Annotated in this window: 25 protein-coding genes; 7 read left to right on the forward strand and 18 right to left on the reverse strand. The window is 60.7% G+C overall.

The features are described 5' to 3' along the window. Window positions 1–12: 12 nt before the first annotated feature. The 5 genes from aroA to J2X71_RS02055 form a co-directional block, all read right to left on the reverse strand. Complete coding sequence (gene aroA, locus J2X71_RS02035) at window positions 13–1,284, reverse strand: 3-phosphoshikimate 1-carboxyvinyltransferase (protein WP_310378511.1); 1,272 nt, start codon at window positions 1,282–1,284, stop codon at window positions 13–15. 83 nt (window positions 1,285–1,367) lie between these two features. After that, window positions 1,368–1,919 carry a LemA family protein gene (locus tag J2X71_RS02040; protein WP_310378513.1) on the reverse strand — a complete coding sequence of 184 codons (552 nt, stop codon included), beginning with the start codon at window positions 1,917–1,919 and terminating at the stop codon, window positions 1,368–1,370. Between the two features lie 104 nt (window positions 1,920–2,023). Continuing rightward, entirely contained in the window at window positions 2,024–2,983 is a 960-nt protein-coding gene (locus J2X71_RS02045) for a glycine--tRNA ligase subunit alpha (protein WP_310378515.1), read from the reverse strand. A gap of 159 nt (window positions 2,984–3,142) precedes the next feature. Beyond that, entirely contained in the window at window positions 3,143–3,334 is a 192-nt protein-coding gene (locus J2X71_RS02050) for a hypothetical protein (RefSeq protein WP_310378517.1), read from the reverse strand. A gap of 18 nt (window positions 3,335–3,352) precedes the next feature. After that, a complete protein-coding gene (locus tag J2X71_RS02055; RefSeq protein ID WP_310378519.1) occupies window positions 3,353–4,213 on the reverse strand; it encodes a S49 family peptidase in 861 nt (286 codons plus the stop codon). Between the two features lie 192 nt (window positions 4,214–4,405). On the opposite strand from J2X71_RS02055, the gene J2X71_RS02060 reads away from it, so the two are divergent. After that, on the forward strand, window positions 4,406–5,749 hold the full coding sequence (locus tag J2X71_RS02060) for an Nramp family divalent metal transporter (protein WP_310378521.1): 1,344 nt from the start codon (window positions 4,406–4,408) through the stop codon (window positions 5,747–5,749). A gap of 81 nt (window positions 5,750–5,830) precedes the next feature. On the opposite strand, the gene J2X71_RS02065 is transcribed toward J2X71_RS02060, so the two are convergent. Both J2X71_RS02065 and J2X71_RS02070 read right to left on the reverse strand, forming a co-directional pair. Then, window positions 5,831–6,604: a methyltransferase gene (locus J2X71_RS02065; RefSeq protein WP_310378523.1), complete on the reverse strand. Its 774-nt coding sequence runs from the start codon at window positions 6,602–6,604 to the stop codon at window positions 5,831–5,833. A 6-nt stretch (window positions 6,605–6,610) separates the two neighbouring features. Then, entirely contained in the window at window positions 6,611–6,838 is a 228-nt protein-coding gene (locus J2X71_RS02070; RefSeq protein ID WP_310378525.1) for a DUF2007 domain-containing protein, read from the reverse strand. A 109-nt stretch (window positions 6,839–6,947) separates the two neighbouring features. On the opposite strand from J2X71_RS02070, the gene J2X71_RS02075 reads away from it, so the two are divergent. The 4 genes from J2X71_RS02075 to moaB all read left to right on the forward strand — a co-directional run bounded on the left by J2X71_RS02075 (window position 6,948) and on the right by moaB (window position 11,450). After that, window positions 6,948–7,964 carry a polyprenyl synthetase family protein gene (locus J2X71_RS02075; protein WP_007814299.1) on the forward strand — a complete coding sequence of 339 codons (1,017 nt, stop codon included), beginning with the start codon at window positions 6,948–6,950 and terminating at the stop codon, window positions 7,962–7,964. A gap of 202 nt (window positions 7,965–8,166) precedes the next feature. Next, entirely contained in the window at window positions 8,167–9,999 is a 1,833-nt protein-coding gene (locus J2X71_RS02080) for a tetratricopeptide repeat protein (protein ID WP_310378529.1), read from the forward strand. A 6-nt stretch (window positions 10,000–10,005) separates the two neighbouring features. Continuing rightward, window positions 10,006–10,899: a 4-(cytidine 5'-diphospho)-2-C-methyl-D-erythritol kinase gene (locus tag J2X71_RS02085; RefSeq protein ID WP_310378531.1), complete on the forward strand. Its 894-nt coding sequence runs from the start codon at window positions 10,006–10,008 to the stop codon at window positions 10,897–10,899. Further along, a complete protein-coding gene (moaB, locus tag J2X71_RS02090; RefSeq protein ID WP_310380028.1) occupies window positions 10,899–11,450 on the forward strand; it encodes a molybdenum cofactor biosynthesis protein B in 552 nt (183 codons plus the stop codon). The genes J2X71_RS02085 and moaB overlap by 1 nt, the downstream gene beginning before the upstream one ends. Before the next feature lie 22 nt (window positions 11,451–11,472). On the opposite strand, the gene J2X71_RS02095 is transcribed toward moaB, so the two are convergent. Together J2X71_RS02095 and J2X71_RS02100 are read right to left on the reverse strand one after the other, a co-directional pair. Next, window positions 11,473–11,787 (reverse strand): hypothetical protein, encoded by a 315-nt coding sequence (locus J2X71_RS02095; RefSeq protein WP_113321858.1) that lies wholly within the window; start codon window positions 11,785–11,787, stop codon window positions 11,473–11,475. A gap of 178 nt (window positions 11,788–11,965) precedes the next feature. Further along, window positions 11,966–12,484 carry a glycosyltransferase family 2 protein gene (locus J2X71_RS02100; RefSeq protein WP_113321887.1) on the reverse strand — a complete coding sequence of 173 codons (519 nt, stop codon included), beginning with the start codon at window positions 12,482–12,484 and terminating at the stop codon, window positions 11,966–11,968. A 138-nt stretch (window positions 12,485–12,622) separates the two neighbouring features. Here J2X71_RS02100 and J2X71_RS02105 point away from each other — a divergent pair, with 138 nt between their 5' ends. Together J2X71_RS02105 and J2X71_RS02110 are read left to right on the forward strand one after the other, a co-directional pair. Next, window positions 12,623–13,780, forward strand: a complete 1,158-nt coding sequence (locus tag J2X71_RS02105; protein ID WP_310378534.1) for a PA0069 family radical SAM protein — start codon at window positions 12,623–12,625, stop codon at window positions 13,778–13,780. 227 nt (window positions 13,781–14,007) lie between these two features. Beyond that, entirely contained in the window at window positions 14,008–14,700 is a 693-nt protein-coding gene (locus J2X71_RS02110) for a ribonuclease HII (protein WP_310378536.1), read from the forward strand. A 236-nt stretch (window positions 14,701–14,936) separates the two neighbouring features. On the opposite strand, the gene J2X71_RS02115 is transcribed toward J2X71_RS02110, so the two are convergent. From J2X71_RS02115 to J2X71_RS02155, 9 genes are all read right to left on the reverse strand, one after another. Next, on the reverse strand, window positions 14,937–15,428 hold the full coding sequence (locus tag J2X71_RS02115) for a F0F1 ATP synthase subunit B (RefSeq protein ID WP_113321861.1): 492 nt from the start codon (window positions 15,426–15,428) through the stop codon (window positions 14,937–14,939). Window positions 15,429–15,431: 3 nt separating this feature from the next. Next, complete coding sequence (locus J2X71_RS02120) at window positions 15,432–16,052, reverse strand: F0F1 ATP synthase subunit B (protein ID WP_310378538.1); 621 nt, start codon at window positions 16,050–16,052, stop codon at window positions 15,432–15,434. Between the two features lie 78 nt (window positions 16,053–16,130). After that, window positions 16,131–16,358, reverse strand: coding sequence for a F0F1 ATP synthase subunit C (locus J2X71_RS02125; RefSeq protein ID WP_003588243.1), 228 nt, complete (start codon window positions 16,356–16,358; stop codon window positions 16,131–16,133). Between the two features lie 67 nt (window positions 16,359–16,425). Continuing rightward, window positions 16,426–17,178 (reverse strand): F0F1 ATP synthase subunit A, encoded by a 753-nt coding sequence (locus J2X71_RS02130; protein WP_037105789.1) that lies wholly within the window; start codon window positions 17,176–17,178, stop codon window positions 16,426–16,428. Between the two features lie 59 nt (window positions 17,179–17,237). After that, the gene (locus J2X71_RS02135; RefSeq protein WP_113321863.1) at window positions 17,238–17,576 is read right to left on the reverse strand and encodes an AtpZ/AtpI family protein; all 339 of its coding nucleotides are present in this window, start codon (window positions 17,574–17,576) and stop codon (window positions 17,238–17,240) included. 283 nt (window positions 17,577–17,859) lie between these two features. Then, entirely contained in the window at window positions 17,860–19,038 is a 1,179-nt protein-coding gene (locus J2X71_RS02140) for a cell wall hydrolase (protein WP_310378541.1), read from the reverse strand. A 216-nt stretch (window positions 19,039–19,254) separates the two neighbouring features. Then, window positions 19,255–21,153, reverse strand: a complete 1,899-nt coding sequence (locus J2X71_RS02145) for a potassium transporter Kup (protein WP_113321865.1) — start codon at window positions 21,151–21,153, stop codon at window positions 19,255–19,257. A gap of 18 nt (window positions 21,154–21,171) precedes the next feature. Next, window positions 21,172–22,149, reverse strand: a complete 978-nt coding sequence (locus tag J2X71_RS02150; protein WP_113321888.1) for a magnesium transporter CorA family protein — start codon at window positions 22,147–22,149, stop codon at window positions 21,172–21,174. A 405-nt stretch (window positions 22,150–22,554) separates the two neighbouring features. After that, entirely contained in the window at window positions 22,555–23,706 is a 1,152-nt protein-coding gene (locus J2X71_RS02155) for an Mrp/NBP35 family ATP-binding protein (protein ID WP_310378546.1), read from the reverse strand. Between the last annotated feature and the right edge of the window lie 535 nt (window positions 23,707–24,241).

Here is a 24,241-nt window from a genome sequence, read left to right on the forward strand (position 1 = left end):
GTGTCGCAATCCTTAGGCTTCGTCCTGATAGGCAACCCCCAGCCCCGCAAGCGTCCGCCAGTAAGCCGGGAAAGTCTTGCCGACACAATCAGGGTCGAGAATGGTGATGCCGTCGATCTTCAGGCCGGCAAGCGCAAAGCTCATGGCGATGCGATGGTCGGCAAAGGTATCGATCTCAGCCGGCAGCGTCTGGCCGGCGAGCGCAGGATCGGAATGGACGATCAGATCGTCACCCTCCTCGACTGCCAGACCTTCACGGATATTGTTGAGCCCCGTGGACAGGGCGCGGATGCGATCGCATTCCTTCACCCGCAGGTTGGCGATGCCAACGAAGCGGACCGGCGTCTCGTTGAAAGCGGCGAGAACGGCGATCGTCGGGATGGCATCCTGCATCTGCGAGCCGTCGATTTCGGCCGGCAGGTGCGGGAACTTGGCGATCGTTTCATAGGCCTTGGCGTCCGGCTGGGTGAAGGCATCGTTCGGCACGCCAAGGTCGATCTTACCGCCGCTCAACACTTCAGCGGCCCAGAGGTATGTTGCCGCCGACGCATCCGGCTCGATGACGAAATCGGTTGCGGTGTAGCCGGTCGGCTCGACGCGCCAGGTCGCGGCATCGAGCTGCTCCACCTTGGCGCCGAAGGCCTCCATGGCGGCAAGTGTGAGATCGACATAACCGCGGGCACCGATATCGGTACCGGCAAGCGCAATCGTGACAGGCGCGTTGGCGCCCTGCTTGGCGAGCGGTGCTGCCATCAGAAGGGCCGACACATATTGGCTGGACAGACCGGCATCGATTTCGACACGGCCGGAAGCGAAATGTCCGTTGCCGCGCACCGTCACCGGGGGGCAGCCGGTTGGCGCCTCGGCGTCCAGTCCCAGCGACTTCAGGGCAGCGACCAGCGGGCCGATCGGCCGCTTGCGCATATGCTCGTCGCCGTCCACCACGACCGTGCCCTCGACGGAAGCAACCGCAGCCGTCAGGAAGCGCGTCGCCGTGCCGGCATTGCCGAGGAAGAGCGGAGCTTTCGGCTGATGAAGCTTGCCGCTGCCGGTCACCACAAAGGTCGTCTCGTCGGGCTCGTCGATCTGTACGCCCATGGCCCGCAGCGCCTCGGCCATATATTTCGTGTCGTCGCTCTTCAAAGCGCCGGTCAGCCGGCTCGTGCCCTTGGCAAGGCCCGCGAGCAGCAGGGCGCGGTTGGTGATCGACTTCGAGCCTGGCGGCACGGCACGACCGGCCAGCGGCTTGCCCGGCGGGATGATGGTGAGCTTGGCTTTATTCATTGCGCTTGTCTCTTCTGTCTATTGCAGCGGCCGCAGACGGCCTTATCGGACTGCTCATAGCAGTTTTTGTGCAAAGACAAAGATCAGAACTTGACGGTCGGTACGGCGCGGTCGGCCTCGTTGGCGATTTCGAAATATTCGCGCTTGGAGAATCCGAACTGGCCGGCAACGAGGTTCGAGGGGAAGCTCTCGACCTTGACGTTCAGATCACGGGCAGCGCCATTATAATAGCGTCGCGCCATCTGGATTTCGCTTTCCATCGTTTCCAGCGAAGCCTGTAGCTCGGAGAAATTCTGGTTGGCCTTGAGATCGGGATAGGCTTCGGCGAGCGCCAACACACGGCCGAGCGCCTGGCCGAGCAAGCCTTCCGCCTGCGCCCTGCCGGCCACATCGCCAGCGGGAACGGCCTGCGCCTTGTTCCTGAGTTCTACGACCTCTTCGAGCGTAGTTTTTTCGTGGGCGGCGTAGCCTTTAACCGTCTCGATCAGGTTCGGGATCAGGTCCGCACGGCGCTTCAGCTGCACATCGATGCCGGACCAGGCCTCTTCGGCCATCTGCCGGGAACGGACGAGGCCGTTATAGATGAAGATGACGTAGAGTGCGATCAGAACGATGACGCCAAGAGCGATATACATCGCGAATCCCCCCGGAAAGCCAAGCCTTGCGGGAGACTACGCAGGTTTCGCAGATATCGTCAAACAGTCAAAGCGGCGCGATCTTCGCTCGCGCCGCGGCAGGCTCAGGCGGCTGCGTTCACCAGATCGAACCCACCCGCATCCGTCAGCAGGAATGCTTCGCCGCAGGCCTTGGCGAGCGTACGTACGCGCAGGATGTAGCTCTGGCGCTCCGTGACGGAAATCACGCCGCGGGCGTCGAGCAGGTTGAAGACATGGCTGGCCTTGATGCACTGGTCGTAGGCCGGGAAGACGCATTTGTGCAGGCGCTGCTTGGCGTTATCACCAGGTGCGCCGGCGGCGAGCAGCGCCTGGCATTCCTTCTCGGCATCGATGAAGTGGCGATGCAGCATTTCGGTATTGGCGAATTCGAAGTTGTGGCGGGAATACTCCTGCTCGGCCTGCAGGAAGACATCGCCGTAGCTGATCTTCTCGTCGCCTTCGCGGCCGTTGAAGTTCAGGTCGTAGACGTTATCGACGCCTTGCACATACATGGCGAGGCGCTCCAGGCCATAGGTCAGCTCGCCGGCAACCGGCGAGCATTCAATGCCGCAGATCTGCTGGAAATAGGTGAATTGCGAGACTTCCATGCCGTCGCACCAGCATTCCCAGCCGAGGCCCCAGGCGCCGAGCGTCGGGCTTTCCCAGTCATCCTCGACGAAGCGGATATCGTGCAGCAAAGGATCGAGGCCGATGGCAGCGAGCGAGCCGAGGTAAAGTTCCTGCAGGTTCGGCGGGTTGGGCTTCAGGATGACCTGATACTGGTAATAATGCTGCAGGCGGTTCGGGTTTTCGCCGTAACGGCCGTCGGAGGGGCGGCGGGACGGTTGCACATAGGCGGCCTTCCACGGCTTGGGCCCAAGCGCGCGCAGCGTGGTGGCCGGATGGAAGGTACCCGCACCCACTTCCATGTCATAGGGCTGCAGAACCGCACAACCCTTGTCCGCCCAGTAGTTATGCAGGGTCAGGATCAGCGCCTGGAAAGAGCGCTTCGGGTTCATATGGTCAGGAATGGCAGCAGACATGGAAGGGCACCGATTGCTTGGAATATGAGCGCGACAGGTGCCACGCAGCGCCGCAGGGGTCAAGACTTTTGCACCGCGTCCCGACAAACCTCACAAACGGCCAGCCGGTCAGCGATCTCGATCGCCGATCGGCAACGCTCAACACACACACGCTTCGGCCTATTCGTCTTCCCGTTTCAGGCGATATTCACCCGTCGCCGGATCCTTCACCAGTGTACCGATAGCCCCCGTCTGGCGCTCCTTCTCGGCGCGGCGGGATTTTTCAGCAAGCCTCTGCGCATCAGAAACAAAGCGACGGTAGAGCCACCAGCCCGCGCAGACGAGGATCAATAACGCGATAAGCTGTGCCATGTCCCCTCGTACCTCCCATCAAAGCCCGTAGCGGCTCCACAATGCCCTCTCCTCTGCCGCTTCGACAAGCCCCGACGCAAGACCGGACGCCGCACCTTCAAGCGAGACCGGTGAGACACCGGGAATGCGGCGGCCGAGCAGCCCGCGGGTGGCCGTGACGAGCTGCAGCTTCGTTTTCTGGCCGTAGCGTTTCTTCAGTTCCTGGCGCATGTCGCCGAGCCCGTCAATCAGGCCGAGCTCCAGGCCGCGCGTGCCGCTCCAGAAGAGACCGGAGAAAACAGCCGCATCGTCCGTCAGCTTGCCGGCACGGCGCTCGCGCACCATCGAGATGAAGACCTGATGGATCTCCAACTGCAGGCTCTTCAGATATTCGATGTCCTTTTCCTTCTCGGGCTGGAAGGGATCGAGGATCACCTTGTTTTCGCCTGCCGTATAGACGCGACGCTCGACACCGATCTTCTTCAGGAGTTCCGGAAAACCGAAACCACCCGAGACGACGCCGATCGAACCGACGATGGATGTCGGGTCGGCGATGATTTCATCGCCCGCCAGCGCGATCATGTAGCCGCCGGAGGCTGCCACATCCTCCACGAAGATCAGCACCTTCTTCTGCTTTTCACGCGCAAGCTCGCGGATACGCGTGAAGATAAGGCGGGACTGGACGGGCGAGCCGCCCGGCGAATTGATAGAGATGGCAACAGCCGGTGTATCCTTCATAGAGAAGGCCTTTTCCAGCACCGGCGCAACATTGGCGAGATTGAGGGTCGGGCGGAACTGACCGCCGCCGCTGATGATCGCGCCCTGCAGCCTGACGACGGGGATGACGAGCCCATCCTTACGAAACCGCTTCGGCATCAGCTTTCTCAAAAATCCAGCCATTTCTCTTCCTCAACATGATCGGCGGCGCCAGCATGCATGTGCACATTACAAGGGCATTGCATGTATGCGCTGCAACGACAAACGCAATGGCTACGTTCCCAAAACATGGCCTTCCATTTTCTTGTTGCGAATGACTTGCATTATCATTCTAATCAGGCATAGTGCCGGCATGCGTAATCAGGTGAAAGTGGCATGGACATCATAAATCCGAATGCAAAGGGCGGCTGGCGGACCGAGCGCGGCGAGGCTTCGCTCTCCGACGTCTACCGTACAGTTGGTACGGGGCGGCACAGCTCCACGTGGCGGCGGGCGGCGGCCTTCCTCGGCCCCGGCTACATGGTGGCGGTCGGCTACATGGACCCTGGCAACTGGGCGACCTCGCTCGCCGGCGGATCGAAGTTCGGCTATGCGCTGCTGACCGTCGCACTGCTTTCGAACATCATGGCAATCGTGCTGCAATCGCTTTGCGCGCGTCTTGCGATCGGCTCAGGCCGCGACCTGGCGCAGGCCTGTCGCGATGCCTATCCGAGCTATGTTGCAGTGCCGCTCTGGGCCTTTGCGGAAATCGCCATCATCGCCACCGATATTGCCGAAGTGATCGGCACGGCGATCGGCCTCAATCTGCTTTTCGGAATTCCGCTTGAAATCGGCGTGCTAATCACCGCGCTCGACGTCTTCGTCATCCTTCTGCTGCAGAGGCTTGGCTTCCGCTGGATGGAGGCCTTCATCATCACGCTGCTCGGCGTAATCGCGGTCTGCTTTGCGATCCAGATTTTCCTTGCCGACCCGCAATGGGGTGCCGTCATCAGGGGCTTCCTGCCTACGCCTGAGGTCGTCACCAACCCGGAAATGCTCTACCTGGCGCTCGGTATTCTCGGCGCGACCGTAATGCCGCACAATCTCTACCTTCACTCCGGCATCGTGCAGACGCGCTCCTACGGCCATACCGTGCCGGAGAAGAAGGAAGCGCTGACCTTTGCGACCCTCGACTCCACCGTGGCGCTCTGCTTCGCGCTCCTGATCAACGCCTCGATCCTGATCCTTGCCGCGGCTGCCTTCAATGCCAACGGCAAGACCGATGTGGTGGAACTTGGTGAGGCGCATTCGCTGCTGTCGCCGCTGCTCGGCCTTGCCATTGCGCCTACGCTCTTCGGCATTGCGCTGCTCTGCTGCGGCCTGAATTCGACGGTCACCGCCACGCTTGCCGGGCAGATCGTCATGGAAGGCTTCCTGAAAATCAAGCTGAAGCCTTGGGTACGCCGCCTGATCACCCGCGCCATCGCCATCGTTCCCGCGGCTTTCGTGACGATCTGGTACGGCGATCAGGGCACGGCGGAGCTGCTGATCTTGACCCAGGTGGTGCTCAGCCTGCAGCTTTCCTTTGCCGTCTTCCCGCTCGTGATGTTCACGGCCAGCAAGGCGAAGATGGGCGAGCTGGTGGCACCGAAGTGGCTGAGCGCCATCGCGTATGTGGTCGCTATCGTGATCGCCGGCCTGAACGTGAAGCTGCTCTTCGACTTCATGACCGGAGGCTAGAATTTGTTCTCAGGCAATTCCGGAATTGATTTTTCTCGCAATTCCAATCGGAAAACCGCTGCAAGCTTTCCTGGAATTGCTTCAGAGCCTGCCATAAGCCGCACGGCCATTGTTGAAATCATCGACGAGAGGGGAGAACTTGTGGCTCCCCTCTTCGTGCATGATGAGGGGCGCACGCAGTGACAGTCTTGCCCGCGAACCCTTGATTGCCGTCACCAGAATACGGACGGCATTTTCCCCTGCACGCGGATGAATGGCGGTGATCTCGATGCCGCCGAAGCGCCTGCCGCAGCCATCAATGATCTCGGCGATCGATTGCGGCCTCGCGATCAGCGACAATTGTCCGCCCGGCATCATGATGGCGCCGGCCGTGCGGATCCAGCTCTCGAAAAGGCCATGGGTCATGGCATGCGCCTCCGCCTTCAGCGCATCCGGCGTCCTGCGGTCGCCGGCATCGTTGAAAGGCGGGTTCATAATAACGTGATCGAAGCTTTCGTCGATCAAGCCTGCGTCGTTGCGTGCCTTGGCGGTCAGCGTGACATCGGCCTCAACGACCGAGACGCGGCCCGCCATATGGGCATTGTCCGAGAGTGCCGTACTGCGGCGAGCGTAGTTGGCCATCTCTGCCGAGCGCTCGAAAAGCACGACCTCGGCCCTCGGAAGACGGGAGGCGACGGCAAGGCCGGCTGCACCCGCTCCGGCGCCGAGATCGGCCACTCTTATGGGGCGATCATCGGCAACGAGGGCCGCCAGTAGCATGGCATCCATGCCGGCGCGATGCCCCCTGCCCTTCGGCTGAACGATATGGAAGAGGCCGCGATGAAAGGCGTCTATGGTGTCCGTCACCGCCTGCATATCTTTTCACTTCCGCTCGCGCAATTCGCCGCCGAGACCCGCATCGGTAAGGATGCGACGGGCTTGATCGGCCATCGCCTCATCGACCAACAGGCGGCGCGGCAGCATGCCGAGCGAGCCCTCCAGCACGCTCATCCCCTGGTCGGCGATGAAGCACGAAATTCCCGCATCCTTCATGAGGCTCTCCGCAAATGAGAGCAGAACGGGGTCGTTTGCGCGGATAAGCTCATGCATTTGCCGTCATTTTCCCTTCCGAATTTGCTGGCAGCGACAATTCACCCCTTGCCGCCTCCATCGCCCCTTTCTATTGTCAAAGGTAACGAATGAACAGGAGTCCGGGTCGTTGGGCGTGGTCATACCGCTTGAAGAAAACAAAAACAAACTGGCTTCCATCAAGCCGCTGGTGGACCTCACCAAGGCTGACATGGAGCGGGTGAACCAGCTTATCCTTTCCAAGGCCGGCTCCGATGTCCAGATGATCCCGGAGGTGGCGAACCATCTCATCTCCTCCGGCGGCAAGCGCCTGCGGCCGATGTTGACGCTCGCTGCGGCCTCGCTCTTCGGCTACAGGGGCGAGAACCACATCAAGCTCGCCACATCAGTCGAGTTCATGCACACGGCAACGCTGTTGCATGACGACGTGGTGGATGAAAGCGACCTGCGCCGCGGCAAGTCGACGGCGCGGACGATCTGGGGCAACCAGGCAAGCGTTCTCGTCGGCGACTTCCTGCTCGGCCAGGCCTTCCGCATGATGGTCGAAGTCGGCTCGCTGGAGGCACTCGACGTGCTTTCCTCTGCCGCTTGCGTCATCGCCGAAGGCGAGGTGCTGCAGCTTTCCGTCGCCAAGAACATGGAAACGACCGAGGACGATTACCTCTCTGTCATCCGCGCCAAGACGGCCGCTCTCTTTGCCGCTGCTGCAGAAGTCGGACCCATCGTTGCCGAGACCAGCAAATCCAACCGCAACGCGCTGAAATCCTACGGCATGAATCTCGGCCTCGCTTTCCAGCTCGTCGACGACGCGCTCGATTACGGCGGAAAGGCTGCCGATCTCGGCAAGAATGTCGGCGACGACTTCCGCGAAGGCAAGATCACCCTTCCGGTCATCCTGGCCTATCGCCGTGGCACGCAGGACGAGCGCGCTTTCTGGCGCGATGCGATCGAAGGCGGTAACAGCAGCGATGCCAATCTGGAAAAGGCGCTCGGCCTGATCACCAAATACGGCACGCTGAACGACACGATCCAGCGGGCCGTCCACTACGGCACGATCGCACGGGATGCGCTGGCGCCGCTGCCGGACAGCCCCTGGAAATCGGCCCTGATAGAAGTCATCGATTTCTGCATCGAGCGCGTGAACTGACGCGTGCCTCCGCGAGGGCCATGTCTTTGCAGCAAAGCCGCCGCACGCCTTTGCGCGGCGGCGCTCTAATCAAACGTCCTTGAACGTGGGCTGAATTTCTTGCAGGGCCGCTTCAAAAAAGCCATCCTGTTGTGAATCAGTGTTTGCAACTGATTTTGCGGTTGGCCCATTGAGTCGGCCGTCCCTGAAGAAAGGTTTTCTAATGCGGCAGAGATTTGTCACCCGTCTCCTTTCGAGCGCAGCCCTGGCGGCGGTGCTTTCGCTCGGCGGGATCGGCGGTGTGAACGCCGAAGACGCGGCCAAGGCGGATGATGCCGGCAAGACCGTGACTTTCGATCCAGACAGCGTATCCACCTTCTCGGGCGCGTTTCTCGCTGCCCGCACGGCCGATGTGGATCACGACTATCCGACCGCGATCGAGCTCTACAAGAAAGCTCTGCAGATCGAGCCAGGCAATCCTGAAATCCGCCAGCGCCTGATGATCTCGCTGCTGCTCAACGGCGATATCAAGGACGGCGTGAAATATGCCAACGACCTGAAGGGTGACCCGACCGTCGAGCGGATCACCACGATCGTGCGTGGCATGGACGCGATGCGCCGCGGCGAGTTCAAGACGGCGGAATCGATCCTGAAATATGACGGACCGAACGATCTCGACCGCATGATGAACGACCTTCTGCTGGCCTGGGCGCGGGTCGGCGCCGGCCGCGGCAAGGAAGGGCTCACCATGGTTGAGAAGATGAAGGGACCGGATTGGGTTCGCATCTTCCAGAACTACAATGCCGGGGCGATCGCGATCGTCAACGGCGACGTCAAATCCGCCCGCCAACATCTCAATGATGCCGTGCTGGACAAGGAAGGCGGCGCGACTGCGCCAGACACCTTCATGCGCGCCATCATGGCGCTCGCCCGCCTCGAAGCCTCGCAGGGCAACAAGCAGAAGGCGCTCGACGCTGTTTCTGTCGGCGACAATCTGCTGCCGAACTACACGCCGCTGAACGCGCTGCGCGACAGCATCGAAAAGGGCGAGAAGCAGGAGCAGCAGGTCAAGAGCGCCGAAGAGGGTGCGGCTGGCGTGCTCTTCTCGGTCGGCGGCGCGCTGAACCGCGATGGCGCCGAGGACATTGTCTCGCTCTATCTGCAGACGGCCAATGCACTCGATCCGAACAGTGCCGACACGCTGGTGCTGCTCGGCGGCATTGCCGAAAAGCAGAACCAGATGGACCGAGCGATTGCGCTTTACCAGAAGGTGCCGGCGAATTCGCCGATGCGCCGCATCTCCGAGCTGCAGTTGGGCCTCGCGCTCGCCCAAGGCGGCAAGGTGGACGAAGCCCGCAAGCACCTGCAGGCGCTGATCGCTTCCGACCCGACCGATATCAGAAGCTACCTCGCCTATGGCAGCGTGCTTTCCGATGCCAAGGATTATCAGGCGATGGCCGATAATTACGACAAGGCTGTCGAAGTGATCGGGCCGCTGCCGGGCCGCGCCGACTGGAGCGTCTTCTTCCAGCGCGGCATCGCCTATGAGCGGCTCAAGAAGTGGGACCAGGCGGAGCCGAACTTCCGCAAGGCGCTGGACCTCAATCCCAATCAACCGCAGGTTCTGAATTATCTCGGCTATTCCTGGATCGACATGAACCGCAACCTCGATGAGGGCCTTGATATGATCAAGAAGGCCGTCGAGCTGCGTCCTGACGACGGTTATATCATTGACTCGCTCGGCTGGGCCTATTTCCGCCTCAACCGTTACAACGATGCTGTCGATGAGCTGGAACGCGCGGCGCAGATCAAGGCTGGCGACGCGACGATCAACGACCATCTCGGCGATGCCTACTGGCGGGTCGGCCGCAAGCTGGAAGCCGTCTATCAATGGAACCGGGCGCTCGCCTCCGAACCCGAGGAAGCCCAGGTCCCGAAGATAAAGGAAAAGGTCGCCAACGGCCTGCCTGCACAGGATGACGACTCCAAGACCGTCGACAAGAAGCAGCCGGACCCGCAGCCGGTGACGCCGCCGCCGGTCGACAAGAAATCCTGAGGCCACATGCCTGACACGGGCATGCCACTTTCCGTGACAGGCGATTTCGCCGTCACCGAAGATGCCTGCGCAAAAATCAATCTGGCCCTGCATGTGACGGGCCAGAGGCCTGACGGCTATCACCTTCTTGAAATGCTTGTGACATTTGCGCGCCATGGCGACCGGCTGGGCTTTGCGCCAGCCGATACCGATGATTTCACGCTTTCCGGCCAGTTCGCCGATGTGCTTGCCGATGACCCCGGCACCAATCTGGTACTGAAGGCGCGTGACCTGTTGCGGGAAGCGGCAGGCGGTGCTCTACCCGTGCGTATCCATCTGGAAAAGAATCTGCCGGTCGCTTCCGGAATCGGAGGCGGCTCTGCCGATGCGGCAGCGACGCTGCGCGGGCTGATGCGCCTATGGGACGTGACGCTTCCCGCTGAGACCGTTGCCGCCCTCGCGCTGAAGCTTGGGGCCGACGTGCCGATGTGCCTGAAAAGTACACCGCTGATCGCACGCGGTATCGGCGAAAAGATAGAGACGGCAGATGCCCTGCCCTCCTTCGCCATGGTGCTTGCCAATCCGCTGAAAGGCGTTTCCACGCCCGAGATCTTCCGGCGGCTTGTCACCAAGAATAATCCTCCGCTGGTCCTGAAGAAGACACCGCACTGGATGGAAGCCATACGGGCGACACGCAATGATCTTGAGATGCCGGCGCGGGAGCTGGTTCCCGAAATCGCCGAGATTTCAGACATGCTCGCGGCAGAAGGCGCGCTTTTCACCCGCATGTCCGGCTCTGGCGCGACCTGCTTCGGCATCTTCGAGACACCCGTTGCTGCGCTGCGCGCCGCTGAGCGTCTTCACGCGGGCCGCCCGGACTGGTATTTCCAGTCGACGGAGACTTTCGCAGGAGGTGCATGATGGCAGGCCTGGACGAAAAACGAGCTTTTATCCCCCTCGGCATTGCGGTTCTGACCGTTTCGGATACGCGCAAGCTGGCGGACGACAAGTCCGGCGACACGCTGGTGGCACGGATTGCGGAAGCCGGACATCAGCTGATCGACCGCGACATCGTGCCTGACGACCGCGAGAGGATCACCGCGCGCGTGCGCGCCTGGACTGAAGCCAAGGAGATCGACGTCGTCATCACCACGGGCGGGACCGGCTTCACCGGCCGCGACGTGACGCCCGACGCACTAGAACAGCTCTTCGAAAAGCGGATGGACGGGTTTTCGGCCGTGTTCCACCGCATTTCCTACGACAAGATCGGCACCTCTACGATCCAGTCCCGCGCTACGGCAGGTGTTGCCAACGCCACCTTCATCTTCGTGTTGCCGGGCTCGCCCGGCGCCTGCAAAGATGCGTGGGACGGTATCTTGAAGGCGCAGCTCGACTATCGCCATATGCCCTGCAATTTCGTGGAGATCATGCCGCGGCTGGACGAACACCTCAAGCGCGGCGCGACGAAATAGACTGCCTACAACAGCAGCATCGCTATGTCGCGAGGCCCGGCAGGGCGGGCATCGTTTCCCAGCTATCACCGGACAGCAGCACGCAGCTTATCCCGTGAACGTCCGTGACGACGAGCGTCCAGGTGCCGCTTTCGGCGGCATAGACTTCGAGAATGGCGTTCTGGTTAATCAGTCCGACTGCAGTGAGCTTTTCACCAAAGTTGCTGTCCAGGAAATTGACGATCTCGGATCGGCCTGCGCAACTGCGCATCATCTGCGATGCTGCCGGATGCGGATGCGCGATCACCAATGTCGTCAATATGACGGCCAGCAGGCCGTGGACCATATTGCGTAGCATGACGCACCTCCTTTCGCCGGAAACCCGGCAGAAGAGGAGATTCTCGCTGACCTGTTCTGCCGTTCACCGGCATTCCATGGCCATCCGTTACGAAGCGAGGCGCTTCGGTGGCGCCATACCCGAATTATAGCGCGAAATCCTATTGGGCGCCATCTTTTCGCAATGTCGAAGAGTGCAGCTATCGTGCGGCGCGGGCGACCCAGGAGGGAATCAATTCGCTGGAGAGTTGGCGCGGCTTCTGCGCCTTGACGAATTCGGTAAGGCGCATGCCGCTCTTTGCAGCTGAAATGGCGAGTTTCTTCGGCATGAGCAGACCGAGTTCCAGTGGTGGCCTGGCACGGCCGACGCGCTGGAAAAAGGGGCGTCGATAGCCGCGCGAGGCGGTGAAGCGCGCAGGCACCTTATTCAAGGCTACGTATTCCGCGACTTCGTCGATCCAGCCTGCCTGCGGTCTTGCGCCCGGTTCGACGAAGAGCAGCCATTCACCGCGAGCGGAACGGATGATGTCCTTGATATCCCACTGCGAATGGAAACGGCAGCCGGCGGCATCCGCCACCCGCGAGGTGCCGTCGCGGGAGCCGTGATCGAGCACGACCACGTCGCTGACGAGGCCCTCGACGGCGCCCGCCACCAATACCGATAGAGTCTGGGCCAGCTCAGGTTCCTGATCCTGGCATTCAAGAACGACAGTCAACATTGCCTGTTTATAGAGCGCCGCACAAAATTTTGCCAGCACCACTTTCCCCACTTTGTTCTTGCATTGTTCTCTTTTTGCGGATAGGAATATAATCATTAAAACGAGCGGGATCGAGCGTTTCCGCCGCTGGAGAATCCGATGAGACCACAGTCCCTTGCAGGGCAGGCCGCATTTGCGCCTGCCAATACGGCAGATATTGCCGACGCGATGATCGCGGCCTCGGGGCTGCGCATCGAGGTTGACCGGCGGCGTGGCCGCGGTGCGGGGCTTAATCCCAGCGGCCGCTTCGAGTCAACGCAGCGCGAGACCTTCGATGATGGCTGGCAGACGCTCGAGGAACTGCCGCCCTTCAAGACGGATGTGCAGATCGAGAAGCCGCGCACGGCGATCACCCGCAACGAGTCCCCCGACCTTTCCTTCGATCGGTCGATCAATCCCTATCGCGGCTGCGAGCATGGCTGCATCTATTGTTTCGCCCGGCCGACGCATGCCTATATGGGCCTCTCGGCGGGACTGGATTTCGAAAGCAAGCTGTTTGCCAAGCCGGACGCGCCGAAGCTTCTGGAGCGCGAGCTCGCCAAGCCTGGCTACAAGGTCCGCGTCATCGCGATCGGCACCAACACCGATCCCTACCAGCCGATCGAGAAGGAATGGCGCATCATGCGGCAGATCCTCGAAGTGCTGAACAAGGCGAACCACCCCGTTGCGATCGTCACCAAGTCGGCGATGATCCTGCGCGATCTCGATATCCTCACCGAGATGGCGGCGAAGAACATCGTGCGTGTCGGCATTTCGGTTACGACGCTCGACCGCAAGCTCGCGCGGCTGATGGAACCACGCGCCTCGACGCCGACGCGCAGGCTGGAGGCGGTCCGCGGGCTTTCCGAGGCCGGTGTGCGCACGTCAGTGATGGCGGCGCCGATCATCCCGGCGCTCAACGATCACGAGCTGGAGCGCATTCTGGATGCCGCGAAGGCGGCAGGCGCAGAAGAGGCAAGCTATGTGCTGCTGCGGCTGCCGCTGGAGGTGAGCCCGCTGTTCCGCGACTGGCTGCTGCAGAACTATCCTGACCGTTATCGCCACGTCATGTCGCTGGTGCGCTCAATGCGCGGCGGTAAGGATTATGATGCCGAGTTCGGCAAGCGCATGAAGGGCGCCGGGCCTTACGCCTGGCAGATCGCCCGCCGCTTCGAGATGGCAGCAAAGCGGTTGGGGCTAACTAGGCGAAGCCTTGCCCTGCGCGACGATCTCTTCGTACCGCCAAATGGCAGCGGCGTGCAACTTTCGTTGCTCTGACTGGTTGTTTTACGCAATTCCGGACGCAAAGCCGCTGCGCACTTTTGATGGAATTGCTTTTGTTAACGAGCTTGCGTGAGGCGTGAAGAAGACCTGCCCTGCGTCTTCTGTCTTGCGCAATTCCTGCGGATGGCCCTGACCGCACCATCCGCCGGACCGCCCCCGGTCGTCGCCGCCCTGATCCGGGGGCTTGCAGGAAATCGGGTTGGCGTGCGAGTTTCAACCGCATGAAACGTCGCACGTCACCCGATTCTCCTCTGCTCTTTGAAGAGGTACCCCTCGTGCCGGATTTCCGGCTGGAGCTGAAAGCCCGCAAGGCTGGCCACTGGCCTGTCGCGGGCGCCGACGAGGCAGGGCGCGGACCGCTTGCAGGCCCTGTCGTGGCTGCAGCCGTGATCCTCGATCCCAAGCGCATTCCCGAGGGCCTCAACGATTCCAAGCAGCTTTCGGCGCAGAGACGCGAGGAGCTGTTCGTCCAAATTCTTGCGACCGCCACAGTCTCCATCGCCTCGTCCAGTTCCACACGCATCGACGAAACCGATATCCGCAAAGCAAGCCTCGACGCCATGCGCCGCGCAATCTGCGGCCTTTCCATCCCGGCAAGCTATGTGCTGACGGACGGACTGGACGTGCCTGTTGGCCTCGACTGCCCCGGGCAGGCCGTGGTGAAGGGTGACGCGCGATCCGTTTCTATCGCCGCCGCCTCCATAGTGGCGAAGGTGACGCGCGACCGAATGATGGCGCGCGCGCATCTGGTGTTTCCCGAATATGGTTTTGCCGCTCATGTCGGATATGGCACAGCACAGCATCGCTCCGGCATCGAGAAGCACGGGCCGTGCTCGCTGCACCGGATGAGCTTCCGGCCACTCCGCAAGGACGGCGTCGTGGAAGAGCTGAATGGGGAGATGCTGGAGGAGTAAGCTCCAGCGCGGGATCCGCTCCGTTTCCCCGCAAGCCCTGGGGATGGGGAAGTGTCAGAGACACTCGATTGCTGTACCGGCATCGAGGGTTTCTGCAGGAGCTTCCGAAAAGGGTGATCCGTTGCTTTCGGCGCAGCCCATCACAGTTTCAGACATCACACTAAGCACAACAGCATCCGCCGAAAACGGAAAAGCCCCGCTGAGGCAGGGCTTTTCTAATCCTATAGAGCAGCAGCTCAGTTCAGGCGGGTCTTCACTTCGCCGACGGCCTGGCCGAAAAGTTCGGACTGGACCTTGGCATCCGCCTGCTTGCCGATGACGGCTTCGGCGGCTGCGATGGCGAGATCGACGGCAGCAGAGCGAACAGCCTTTATCGCGTCGGCTTCAGCCTGCTTGATCTTCTGCTCGGAAAGAGCCGTGCGGTTAGAGACGAATTCTTCCGTCTTCTTCTTCGCCTCGGCGGTCAGCATTTCAGCTTCGCGCTCGGCAGCGGCCACGATGTGCGCTGCTTCAGCTTCAGCTTCCTTGCGCTTGCGCTGATATTCCGCGAGCAGGTGCTGGGCTTCCTCGCGCAGACGCTTGGCTTCCGCCAGCTCGTTGCGGATCTGGTCGGCGCGGTCGTCAAGCGACTTCGCCATCATGCCCGGAACCTTCAGGTAGACGATCAGCGCCAAGAAGAGAACGAGGCCAACGAAGGCGAAGAAAGTTGCATCAAAAGCAAATTCCATCGATCAAGCCTCCTTTTTGGCGGCTGCAACGGCAGCGGCGACATCAGACTGGGCAGTGGAGCCGCCGATGAGCTGTTCGACAACAGCTGCTGCGGTTTCCTCGGCGATGGCACCCACATCGGCAAAAGCCTTTGCCTTCACATCGGCGATACGGGCCTCGGCAGCCTTCAGCTTTTCGTTGAGGCTAGCCTCGACTGCGCGACGATCACCCTCGGCCTTTACCTTGGCAGCATCGCGAGCGGCAGTGCCGATCGAGTTTGCCTTGGCACGGGCAGCGGCGAGTTCGCCTTCGTAAGTTGTGACAGCGGCATCGGCCTCAGCCTTCAGGCGGCCAGCTTCTTCGACATCCTGCGAGATGCGGTTGTGACGCTGCTCGAGGATCGCGCCGATGCGCGGTGCGATGACCTTTTGCATGAGCAGGTAGAAAATGACGAACGTAATCACCAGCCAGAGAAGCTGGGATGCGTAGGTCGACGAATCGAAAGGCGGGAAAGGCCCACGCGCGTGGCCGCCTTCGGCAACGCCGGTCTCGGTATGGACCTCGCCGGCAGCCGGAGCGGCATGCGCATCCGTCGCGGTTCCCGCCGGTGCCTCTTCAGCGTAGGCCGGGGTCACAAAGTACATGCTCACCTCCAGGTGTACTGCAAATGCAAAGGATCACGGCTCGCTGTTCGCAGGCCGTGATCCATCAATCCACCGATATTAAACGGCGAAGAGGAGGAGAAGAGCGACGAGCAGCGAGAAGATGCCCAGAGCTTCCGTAACGGCGAAGCCGAATACCAGACGGCCGAACTGGCTGTCAGCAGCAGACGGATTGCGCAGAGCGCCGGAGAGGTAGCTGCCGAAGATATTGCCGAGGCCGAGAGCCGTACCGGCCATACCAAAGCAAGCCAGACCTGCACCGATGAACTTTGCTGCTTCCGCTTCCATGTTGAACTCCTTTGAAATGGTTGTTGCGGCGAATGACTGACGCCCTTTGACGTCGATGTCGTTATCCTTAGTGCCCGCCCGGATGGATCGCGTCATTGAGGTACATGCAAGTCAGCACCGCAAAGACGTAAGCCTGGAGGAAGGCAACGAGGAACTCGAGACCGGTCAGGGCGACGGTCATGATGAGAGGAAGAACGGCTCCGCCGACACCGACAGCACCGAGGGCTCCAAGCGAGGCGACGAAGCCTGCGAACACCTTCAGCGTGATGTGACCAGCGAGCATGTTTGCGAAAAGACGAACCGACAATGAAATCGGACGAGACAGGAAGGAAATGATCTCGATCGAGACAACCAGCGGCAACAGAATGCCCGGCACGCCCGAGGGCACGAAGACATTAAAGAAGTGGAAGCCGTGCTTATAGAAGCCGTAGACCAGAACCGTGCCGATGACGAGGATCGCCAACGCGAAGGTGACGATGATCTGGCTGGTAATCGTGAAGAAATACGGGAACATGCCGAGCAGGTTTGCCGTCAGCACGAACATGAAGAGCGAGAAGACCAGCGGGAAGAACTGCATTCCCTTGGTGCCCGCACCTTCCTTCAGCATGCCGGCAATGAACTCGTAGGACATTTCGGCGAGTGACTGCGAACGGCCCGGAACAATGGCGCGATTCGTGGTCGAGAAATAAAGGAAGCCAGCAGCGACGGCAGCCGAAGCCACCATGAAGAGAGATGCGTTGGTGAACGAGAAATCAATCCCGCCGATCTCGATCGGCACAATCTTGAAGATCTGGAACTGATGGGTCGGATCGTTTGACACCGGTTGCTCTCTCTCTTTGGCCCGCCCAAAAGGCGGAAATTGCACTGGGCCAGACGGCCCTATTTATCAGCGTTTTGGCGATCCAGGGGTTGGGCGACCTTCCCCGCAGCGCGCAAAACATTCAAAACGCCGGCACAGAATCCAAGAAGCAGAAGAACAATCAACCCCCAAGGCGTCGTGCCAACAAAATGGTCGAAGAGCCAGCCGAGTACAGCACCGACGACGATGGCGGAAATGAATTCGCTCGAGAGCTTCATCGCCTGGGCATAACCTTTACGGCTCTGCTCGGCACTGGCCTCTCGCGCCTCTTCCTTCCTGTCATCGACATGTCTGGAGGCTAGTTCCGCTTCCAGCTGCCGACGGCGCTGCTCAAGACTTTCTTCGCGGTCATCCGCCATCGTGCTCTCCTCCGCTCCCGTCGCCCGCAATCCCGCTACCCCGGTTTTCCGAACCACGGACGCAAAGGTTAAAGAACCCTCCGGCCCGTTCTGAAGTCGCGCGCAACATAGTTTTAGGGATTAGCATAGTCAAGGCGTAGAGAGCTTGTGTCCAGCCATAAAATAACCGCAAAAAATCAAAGATTTAAGCGGAATTTGGCCACTCGCACCCGATTTCATCGAAAGAATCCGTCTTCGAACGGCGCCGGGCAGCGAAAAATCGGCAATCGGCCACCCTTTTGCCTCAGCTCCAGCCACCACCATAAGTGCGGTAGAAGACATGCATGCCGATACGGCCGACCTTTTCCATGCTCCTGGCCCAATTCGGCCGGACGTAGACGGCATGGTAATGCGTGGCCGACCCCACTTGCGGCAGCCAGATCTTGCCGGCGGTCACGGCCATGGCAACATCGCGGGCGACGCGCCAATGATACTGCGAATTCACACGATCCTTGATGTTGTCGCAGGCAAAGGAGAACTGGCAGCGATTGCGCCAGTCTTCGTTCTGGTAGACGACGCCGCAAATAGTCTTGGGATAGGCTGGGTTGCGGACGCGGTTGAGAATGACCTGAGCGACGGCCGCCTGCCCCTTCACGGATTCGCCGCGCGCCTCGAAATAGATGCCTGAAGCCAGGCACTGCTGCTCGCGGGCTGAGAAGACGCTGGGCGGCAGGATGCTCGCAGCCCAGGCATGATCCTTCGGGCCGATCTGCGGCGCGAAACGGCCTTCATCCTTGTCGGTCAGGATGGAATCGAAAGGCGACTGGCGGGAATAATCCGGTGCGGCAGGCGCATAGGCCGTCGCCAGCACATCCGCCTTATTGCTGGTCACGAGGCTCGCCAGAATTGCCGGTACAGCAGTGTCCCCTTGTGGCGCCGGCTGCGTCTTGTAGAAGGCCGTGGCGATCTCGATCTCCTTGCCCTCGATCGACGGCTTCACGAAGGCGGACTTGTCCTTGAGATCGAAAACCGGGCGGAAGAGGAGCCTGGTGCGCTCAAGGATGGAGCCGGCCGAGAAATCCTTCGGCGGCTGCACCTTTTCCACTGCAATGACCCGGCCCTTCTTGGCATTGCGATTGACGCGATCCTCGTCCGGGGTGCCGTCATTGCCCTTCTCACCAGAGACGAAGGCAACCTTGCGGCCGTCGGGCAGCACCATGCCCGCACCGGCGGCGATCGAGCCGGTAAAAGCGGGATCGGCAAAGGCGAGTTCTGCCTGGTGGATGGAGCCTGCGGGCGAATTGGTCAGAACCATGCGCCAGCTTTCGCGATCATTGTCGAGACCGGCGAGCATGGTGGCAAGATCGGCATGGGAGGCGACGCTCGGGAAGATCAGCCATCCGGCCACGCCGAAGATCGCGGGAGAGACCCAATTCTGGGGCAAGAGACGCAGCTTGCTGCGGAAGCGGCCATTTCGACGCAACGCGGACTCCGGGCATGGGACGCGGGAACAGTCCCAAGAAAATCTCGCATTAACCTTGATAGCTGGTTAACGACCTGTCCCGGAATATGCCCATGAGGATTTCTGCATATTCCAATGCGGCTGACATTTTCGTGAGATGGAGCATCTCGCCCCGTTCATTCCCGGCCGGCCACAGAAATGGGAGAGGACGAGATGGCGCCCTCTCCTTGCTTCCCGTCAAATGATGACGTGCGAACCCAATTCCACCACGCGGTTGGCCGGCAGGCGGAAGTAGTCGGAGGGGTTGGCGGCCGCATTGGCGAGCGCGATGTAGAGGCGGTCCTGCCAGTAGGGCATGCCGGACTTGGCATCAGGCACCAGCTTGCGGCGGCCGAGATAAAAGGAGGTCGTCATAATGTCGAACTTCAGGCCGGTCTTGCGCAGCGCCGCCAGCGCCTGAGAAACGTTCTGCGATTCCATGAAGCCGAAGAGCAGTTCCACGCGCGAGAAGCGTTCGGAGATCTGCTCAACCTTGTAGCGTTCCTGCGGCGAGACGCGCGGCTTGTTGACCGTGCGGATTGTCAGAATGACGTTGCGATCATGGAGCACGTGATTGTGCTTGAGATTGTGCAACAGTGCGGCGGGTGCCGAATCCGGATCGCTGGTCAGGAAGATCGCGGTACCCGGAACATGGGCCGGCGAATGCTCGCTCTTGCGCTCGATTGAGCTCACGAACGAGGCAAGCGGAATATCCGTATGACGGGTCTTTTCCGTCAGGATCGCCGTGCCGCGACGCCAGGTCCACATAATGACGGTGAAGGCCGTCGCAATCAGGATCGGGATATAGCCGCCGTCATGGATCTTCAGGAGGTTGGCGCCCAAGAAGATCAGTTCGAGAAGGACGAGCGGCAGCAGCGCAATGATGGCAACCGGAAGCGACCAGTTCCAACGGACGCGGACGAATTCGAAGGCCATGATCGAGGTGACGACCATCGCGCCGGTGACCGAGATGCCGTAGGCGGTCGCCAGCGAATCCGAGGTCTTGAAGCCGAGCACGAGGAAGATGACGCCGAAGAACAGCACCGCGTTGACCGAAGGCACAAAGATCTGCCCGGTATTGGTCTCTGACGTGAAGAGAATTTCCATGCGCGGCAGGAAGCCGAGGTTGATTCCCTGGCGTACGAGCGAGAAGGCGCCCGTAATGACGGCCTGGCTGGCGATGATCGTGGCGCAGGTCGCGAGGATAACGACCGGCAACAGCGCCCACTGCGGATACATGAGATAGAAGGGGTCGGACATCGTTGCCGGATTGCCGAGAACGAGCGCGCCCTGCCCCAGATAGTTCAGCGTGAGCGACGGGAAGACCAGCGCGAACCATGCCCACTGGATCGGGCGGCGGCCGAAATGGCCGAGGTCTGCGTAGAGGGCTTCCGCGCCTGTCACCGTCAGGAAGACAGCGCCGAGAACGACGACGCCATAGAAACCCTCGTGCAGCAGGAAGCTGATGGCATAATAGGGGTTGAAGGCGGCGAGGATGCCGTAGTCATCGGAAATATGAGCGATGCCGGCGGCGGCCATGACGAGGAACCAAAGCGCCGTGATGGGGCCGAAGAATCGTGCGACCGCCCCCGTGCCATGCGACTGCACGACGAAGAGCAGTGCCAGAATCGCCACCGATATGGGCACGATATATTCCGACAGCTGCGGCGTGACGAGCTTGATACCTTCGACCGCTGACAGAACCGAGAGCGCCGGGGTGATCATCGCGTCGCCGAGGAAGAGTGCCGCGCCCATCAGGCCGAGCAGCATCAAAAGCGCTGTGTGGCCATTGGCGGTTTTCATCAGGAGGGCAAGCAGCGACAGCGTGCCACCTTCGCCGTCGTTGTCGGCGCGCAGCAGAAAGAGCACGTATTTGATGGTGACGATGATCGTCAGCGCCCAGATCATCAGGGAAATGAGGCTGATGACCTCGAAACGGGTGAGACCATCATGGGCGACCGGCTTCAGCGCTTCGCGGAAGGCATAAAGCGGGCTCGTGCCGATATCCCCGTAAACGACACCTACGGAGCCTAGCGCAAGATAAAAGAGCTTGCGCGGCGTAAGGTTGCGTTCTTGAGAATGGCTTTCTTCAGACATGAAGTAATTACAGGCTCCTCAGAGCCAGCCTTTCCAGCGGAAAAAGAAGAAGGGAATGACGGCGGAGATCACCATGAGGCCCAGCGAGTAAGGATAACCCGCGGCCAGGTGCAACTCCGGCATAAACTCGAAATTCATGCCATAGATGGAGGCGACCAGCGTCGGCGGCAAAAACACGACCGAAGCGATCGAAAAAATCTTGATGATGGCATTCTGCTCGATGTTGATGAGGCCGAGCGAGGCGTCGAGCAGGAAGGTAATGTTGCCGGCGACGAAGGACGCATGTTCCGAAAGGGACTGGATGTCGCGCGAAATCGTCCGGCAAAGTTCCTTGGTTTCCTGATCGTGCTGCACGACAGGGATCGTATAGAAGAAGGTGAGAAGGCGCGAGAGCGAGCCGAGACTGTCGCGCAGCTTGCTGATCATGCGGTGATGGCCGGCAATGTCCTTCAGCTTCTCTTCCAGATAGTTCGACGGCTTGCGCACCTTCTTGGCGCGGTCACCGAACACGTGCACCGACAGGATGTCCAGGCGGGACACCGACATTTCCAGAACTTCGGCGGTGCGATCGACGATCGTTTCCAGGAGCTTGGCAAGAAGGGCGGCGCCGCTGCGCCACTGCTCCGGTATGCGATGCAGCGCGGCGATGAAGAGTGCGAAGGACTTCGGATGAGCGTAGCGGATGGTCACCAGCTTGTCGCCGGCAAGAATGAAGGCGACATCCGTCAGGGTCGGCGCTTCCGTTTCCGCTTTCCATATCAGCGAAGCGGTCATGTATACGGCGTTATTTTCGACATAGAGGCGGGCTGACGGCTCAATCGCCCTGAGATCGTCGCGGGTCGGCACTTCGATGCCAAGGATCGTTTCGACATGCAGTTCCTCCTCGCGAGTCGGCTCGACCATGTCGATCCATACCACATCCGCCGGAAACTCCGGAGGATTGGCAAGATCACGGATCTCGACCGACTTGCAGTTGGAACAGTATGCGGTGATCACAGCCCGCATCTCCGGCGCCGGCAGCGCCCAGCCGTCGTAGCCCTTTTCATCGAAAGTCCTTCCATGCCTACGCGAGCGCGGTGACGCCAGGGCGCACTTGCCATCGATCGTAACGGAAGCGGATAAAGAAAGTTCATACAACTCCGGTCATGTCCGGCCTTATCGGCCGGGTTGCTCCACCGCATCGCAGTCACCAATCCTTCGATCGACAAGTCAACTCCGAATATGCAGGGAGGCCGGAACCTTCATCGACAGGCGGCCATCACAGAGCATTTGCAGACGCGCCATCATGACGCCGGCGCGCATATGAAGCAAAGCCGGAAAATAATCAAGACATCTTACGTGAACTGCGCCCTTTCATCTCATTTCCCCCACAATTCGAGGTGAGCGGCCAAGTGATTCGCACTATTCGAAGACGATCGCGGGGGCTTCGCGCTGCGGCTTTTCACCGAGCTGTTCCCAGACCTTGGCAGCGATGGCACGGTAGATGCCGGCAACGACGCCATTCGGATCGGAGGCAACAAGCGGCGTTCCGGCATCCGAAGTCTCGCGGATGTTCATGGTCAGCGGCACTTCGCCGAGGAAGGGCACACCGATACGCTCGGCCTCCCTGCGGGCGCCGCCGTGGCCGAAGATATCGTAACGAGTGCCAGTATCGGGCGCGACGAAATAGCTCATGTTCTCGACAATGCCGAGAACCGGCACTTCGACCTTGCGGAACATGTTGAGGCCCTTGCGGGCATCGATCAGCGCCAGATCCTGCGGCGTGGAGACGATCACGGCGCCGGCGAGCGGCACCTGCTGGGCCATGGTGAGTTGGGCGTCACCGGTGCCGGGCGGCATGTCGACGACGAGAACGTCGAGCTCGCCCCAGGCGACTTCGCGCAGCATCTGCAGGAGGGCGGACTGGACCATCGGTCCGCGCCAGATCATCGCGGTTTCCTCATCGACGAGGAAGCCCATGGACATGACCTTGAGGCCGTAATTCTCCATGGGATTGATGATGCGGCCGTCGATCTGGGTCGGGCGGCCGGAAATCTTCAGGAGGCGTGGCATCGAGGGGCCGTAGATATCGGCATCGAGAATGCCGACGCGAAGACCATTCGCCTGCAGGCCGAGTGCCAGATTGACCGCCGTCGTCGACTTGCCGACGCCGCCCTTGCCCGATGCGACGGCGATAATGGCGCCGATGCCGGGAACGCCGATCTTGGCGGTGCGCGGCTGCTGTTGCGGGGCGTGGGAGTGGCCGTGATGGGCGTGGTCAGCCTGCGGAGCGGGGCGCGCTGCGGGCGCATTTGCGGCGGCCTTCTTGTCTGCCGTCAGCGCCACGAGCGCACCTTTCACGCCTGGCATTTCCTTGATCACACGCTCGGCAGCCAGCCGCAGCGGCTCCAGTTCCTTGGCGCGTTCCGCCGGCACGGTGATCGAGAAATAGACCTTGCCATCGGAGATGAAGACATCGGAAACCATGCCGAGTTCGACGATGTTGTGCTCCAGATCCGGCCCGCGCACGGTCTTCAGCGTTTCCAGAACCCGTTCCTTGGTGACCTCGGTCATTCCGCCCTCACTGCTTTTTCGTCTTCAGTAAATAGTGGAGGCCAGCAGCTTCGCCAAACAAAATCGGGCGGCAGGCACATCTTGCGTTAAAGGAAAGGCAGCGCGTTCTCTCTCCGTTGCGGTCATCAAGTCCGCTGGGCTCTCGCCCTGATGACCGCAACGGACTCCCCGAGAACCGGCGCAATTCGGGGCGAAGTAGAGCAAGCGGAAAAAAAGGCCAGAAAAAAATGAACGATATCGTCCGGTTTCGGAACAGGGCAAAAGGTGGTTGCCCAAACGCAACAACCGCCGCCGATATCGGAACGCCGGGAGAAAAGCGGCAGCGATATCAGACGGCGGCGTGTCGGTCGCGCCGTTGAGCTGGCGCTGTTTTCAAAGTCCCCTCTGGACCTCTGCTGATAACGATGCACGAAGTATGCCAACTGCGGAATCCGGTGAAAAGGATGATAATTGTTCAGTCCAGGGCCACCAGCAAAGGGAATGGCGCTCACATATTGAGCAAGGCGGCAGCGACTGACGATATTTTAGGCCGGCA

Source organism: Rhizobium sp. 1399, assembly GCF_031455475.1.
Taxonomy (GTDB): domain Bacteria; phylum Pseudomonadota; class Alphaproteobacteria; order Rhizobiales; family Rhizobiaceae; genus Rhizobium.

Excerpts from the sequence above, each read along its gene's own strand:
- aroA (WP_310378511.1), bottom strand. The coding sequence starts at position 1,284 with ATGAATAAAGCCAAGCTCACCATCATCCCGCCGGGCAAGCCGCTGGCC.
- J2X71_RS02040 (WP_310378513.1), bottom strand. The coding sequence starts at position 1,919 with ATGTATATCGCTCTTGGCGTCATCGTTCTGATCGCACTCTACGTCATC.
- J2X71_RS02045 (WP_310378515.1), bottom strand. The coding sequence starts at position 2,983 with ATGTCTGCTGCCATTCCTGACCATATGAACCCGAAGCGCTCTTTCCAG.
- J2X71_RS02050 (WP_310378517.1), bottom strand. The coding sequence starts at position 3,334 with ATGGCACAGCTTATCGCGTTATTGATCCTCGTCTGCGCGGGCTGGTGG.
- J2X71_RS02055 (WP_310378519.1), bottom strand. The coding sequence starts at position 4,213 with ATGGCTGGATTTTTGAGAAAGCTGATGCCGAAGCGGTTTCGTAAGGAT.
- J2X71_RS02060 (WP_310378521.1), top strand. The coding sequence starts at position 4,406 with ATGGACATCATAAATCCGAATGCAAAGGGCGGCTGGCGGACCGAGCGC.
- J2X71_RS02065 (WP_310378523.1), bottom strand. The coding sequence starts at position 6,604 with ATGCAGGCGGTGACGGACACCATAGACGCCTTTCATCGCGGCCTCTTC.
- J2X71_RS02070 (WP_310378525.1), bottom strand. The coding sequence starts at position 6,838 with ATGCATGAGCTTATCCGCGCAAACGACCCCGTTCTGCTCTCATTTGCG.
- J2X71_RS02080 (WP_310378529.1), top strand. The coding sequence starts at position 8,167 with ATGCGGCAGAGATTTGTCACCCGTCTCCTTTCGAGCGCAGCCCTGGCG.
- J2X71_RS02085 (WP_310378531.1), top strand. The coding sequence starts at position 10,006 with ATGCCTGACACGGGCATGCCACTTTCCGTGACAGGCGATTTCGCCGTC.
- moaB (WP_310380028.1), top strand. The coding sequence starts at position 10,899 with ATGGCAGGCCTGGACGAAAAACGAGCTTTTATCCCCCTCGGCATTGCG.
- J2X71_RS02095 (WP_113321858.1), bottom strand. The coding sequence starts at position 11,787 with ATGCTACGCAATATGGTCCACGGCCTGCTGGCCGTCATATTGACGACA.
- J2X71_RS02100 (WP_113321887.1), bottom strand. The coding sequence starts at position 12,484 with ATGTTGACTGTCGTTCTTGAATGCCAGGATCAGGAACCTGAGCTGGCC.
- J2X71_RS02105 (WP_310378534.1), top strand. The coding sequence starts at position 12,623 with ATGAGACCACAGTCCCTTGCAGGGCAGGCCGCATTTGCGCCTGCCAAT.
- J2X71_RS02110 (WP_310378536.1), top strand. The coding sequence starts at position 14,008 with ATGAAACGTCGCACGTCACCCGATTCTCCTCTGCTCTTTGAAGAGGTA.
- J2X71_RS02115 (WP_113321861.1), bottom strand. The coding sequence starts at position 15,428 with ATGGAATTTGCTTTTGATGCAACTTTCTTCGCCTTCGTTGGCCTCGTT.
- J2X71_RS02120 (WP_310378538.1), bottom strand. The coding sequence starts at position 16,052 with ATGTACTTTGTGACCCCGGCCTACGCTGAAGAGGCACCGGCGGGAACC.
- J2X71_RS02125 (WP_003588243.1), bottom strand. The coding sequence starts at position 16,358 with ATGGAAGCGGAAGCAGCAAAGTTCATCGGTGCAGGTCTGGCTTGCTTT.
- J2X71_RS02135 (WP_113321863.1), bottom strand. The coding sequence starts at position 17,576 with ATGGCGGATGACCGCGAAGAAAGTCTTGAGCAGCGCCGTCGGCAGCTG.
- J2X71_RS02145 (WP_113321865.1), bottom strand. The coding sequence starts at position 21,153 with ATGTCTGAAGAAAGCCATTCTCAAGAACGCAACCTTACGCCGCGCAAG.
- J2X71_RS02155 (WP_310378546.1), bottom strand. The coding sequence starts at position 23,706 with ATGACCGAGGTCACCAAGGAACGGGTTCTGGAAACGCTGAAGACCGTG.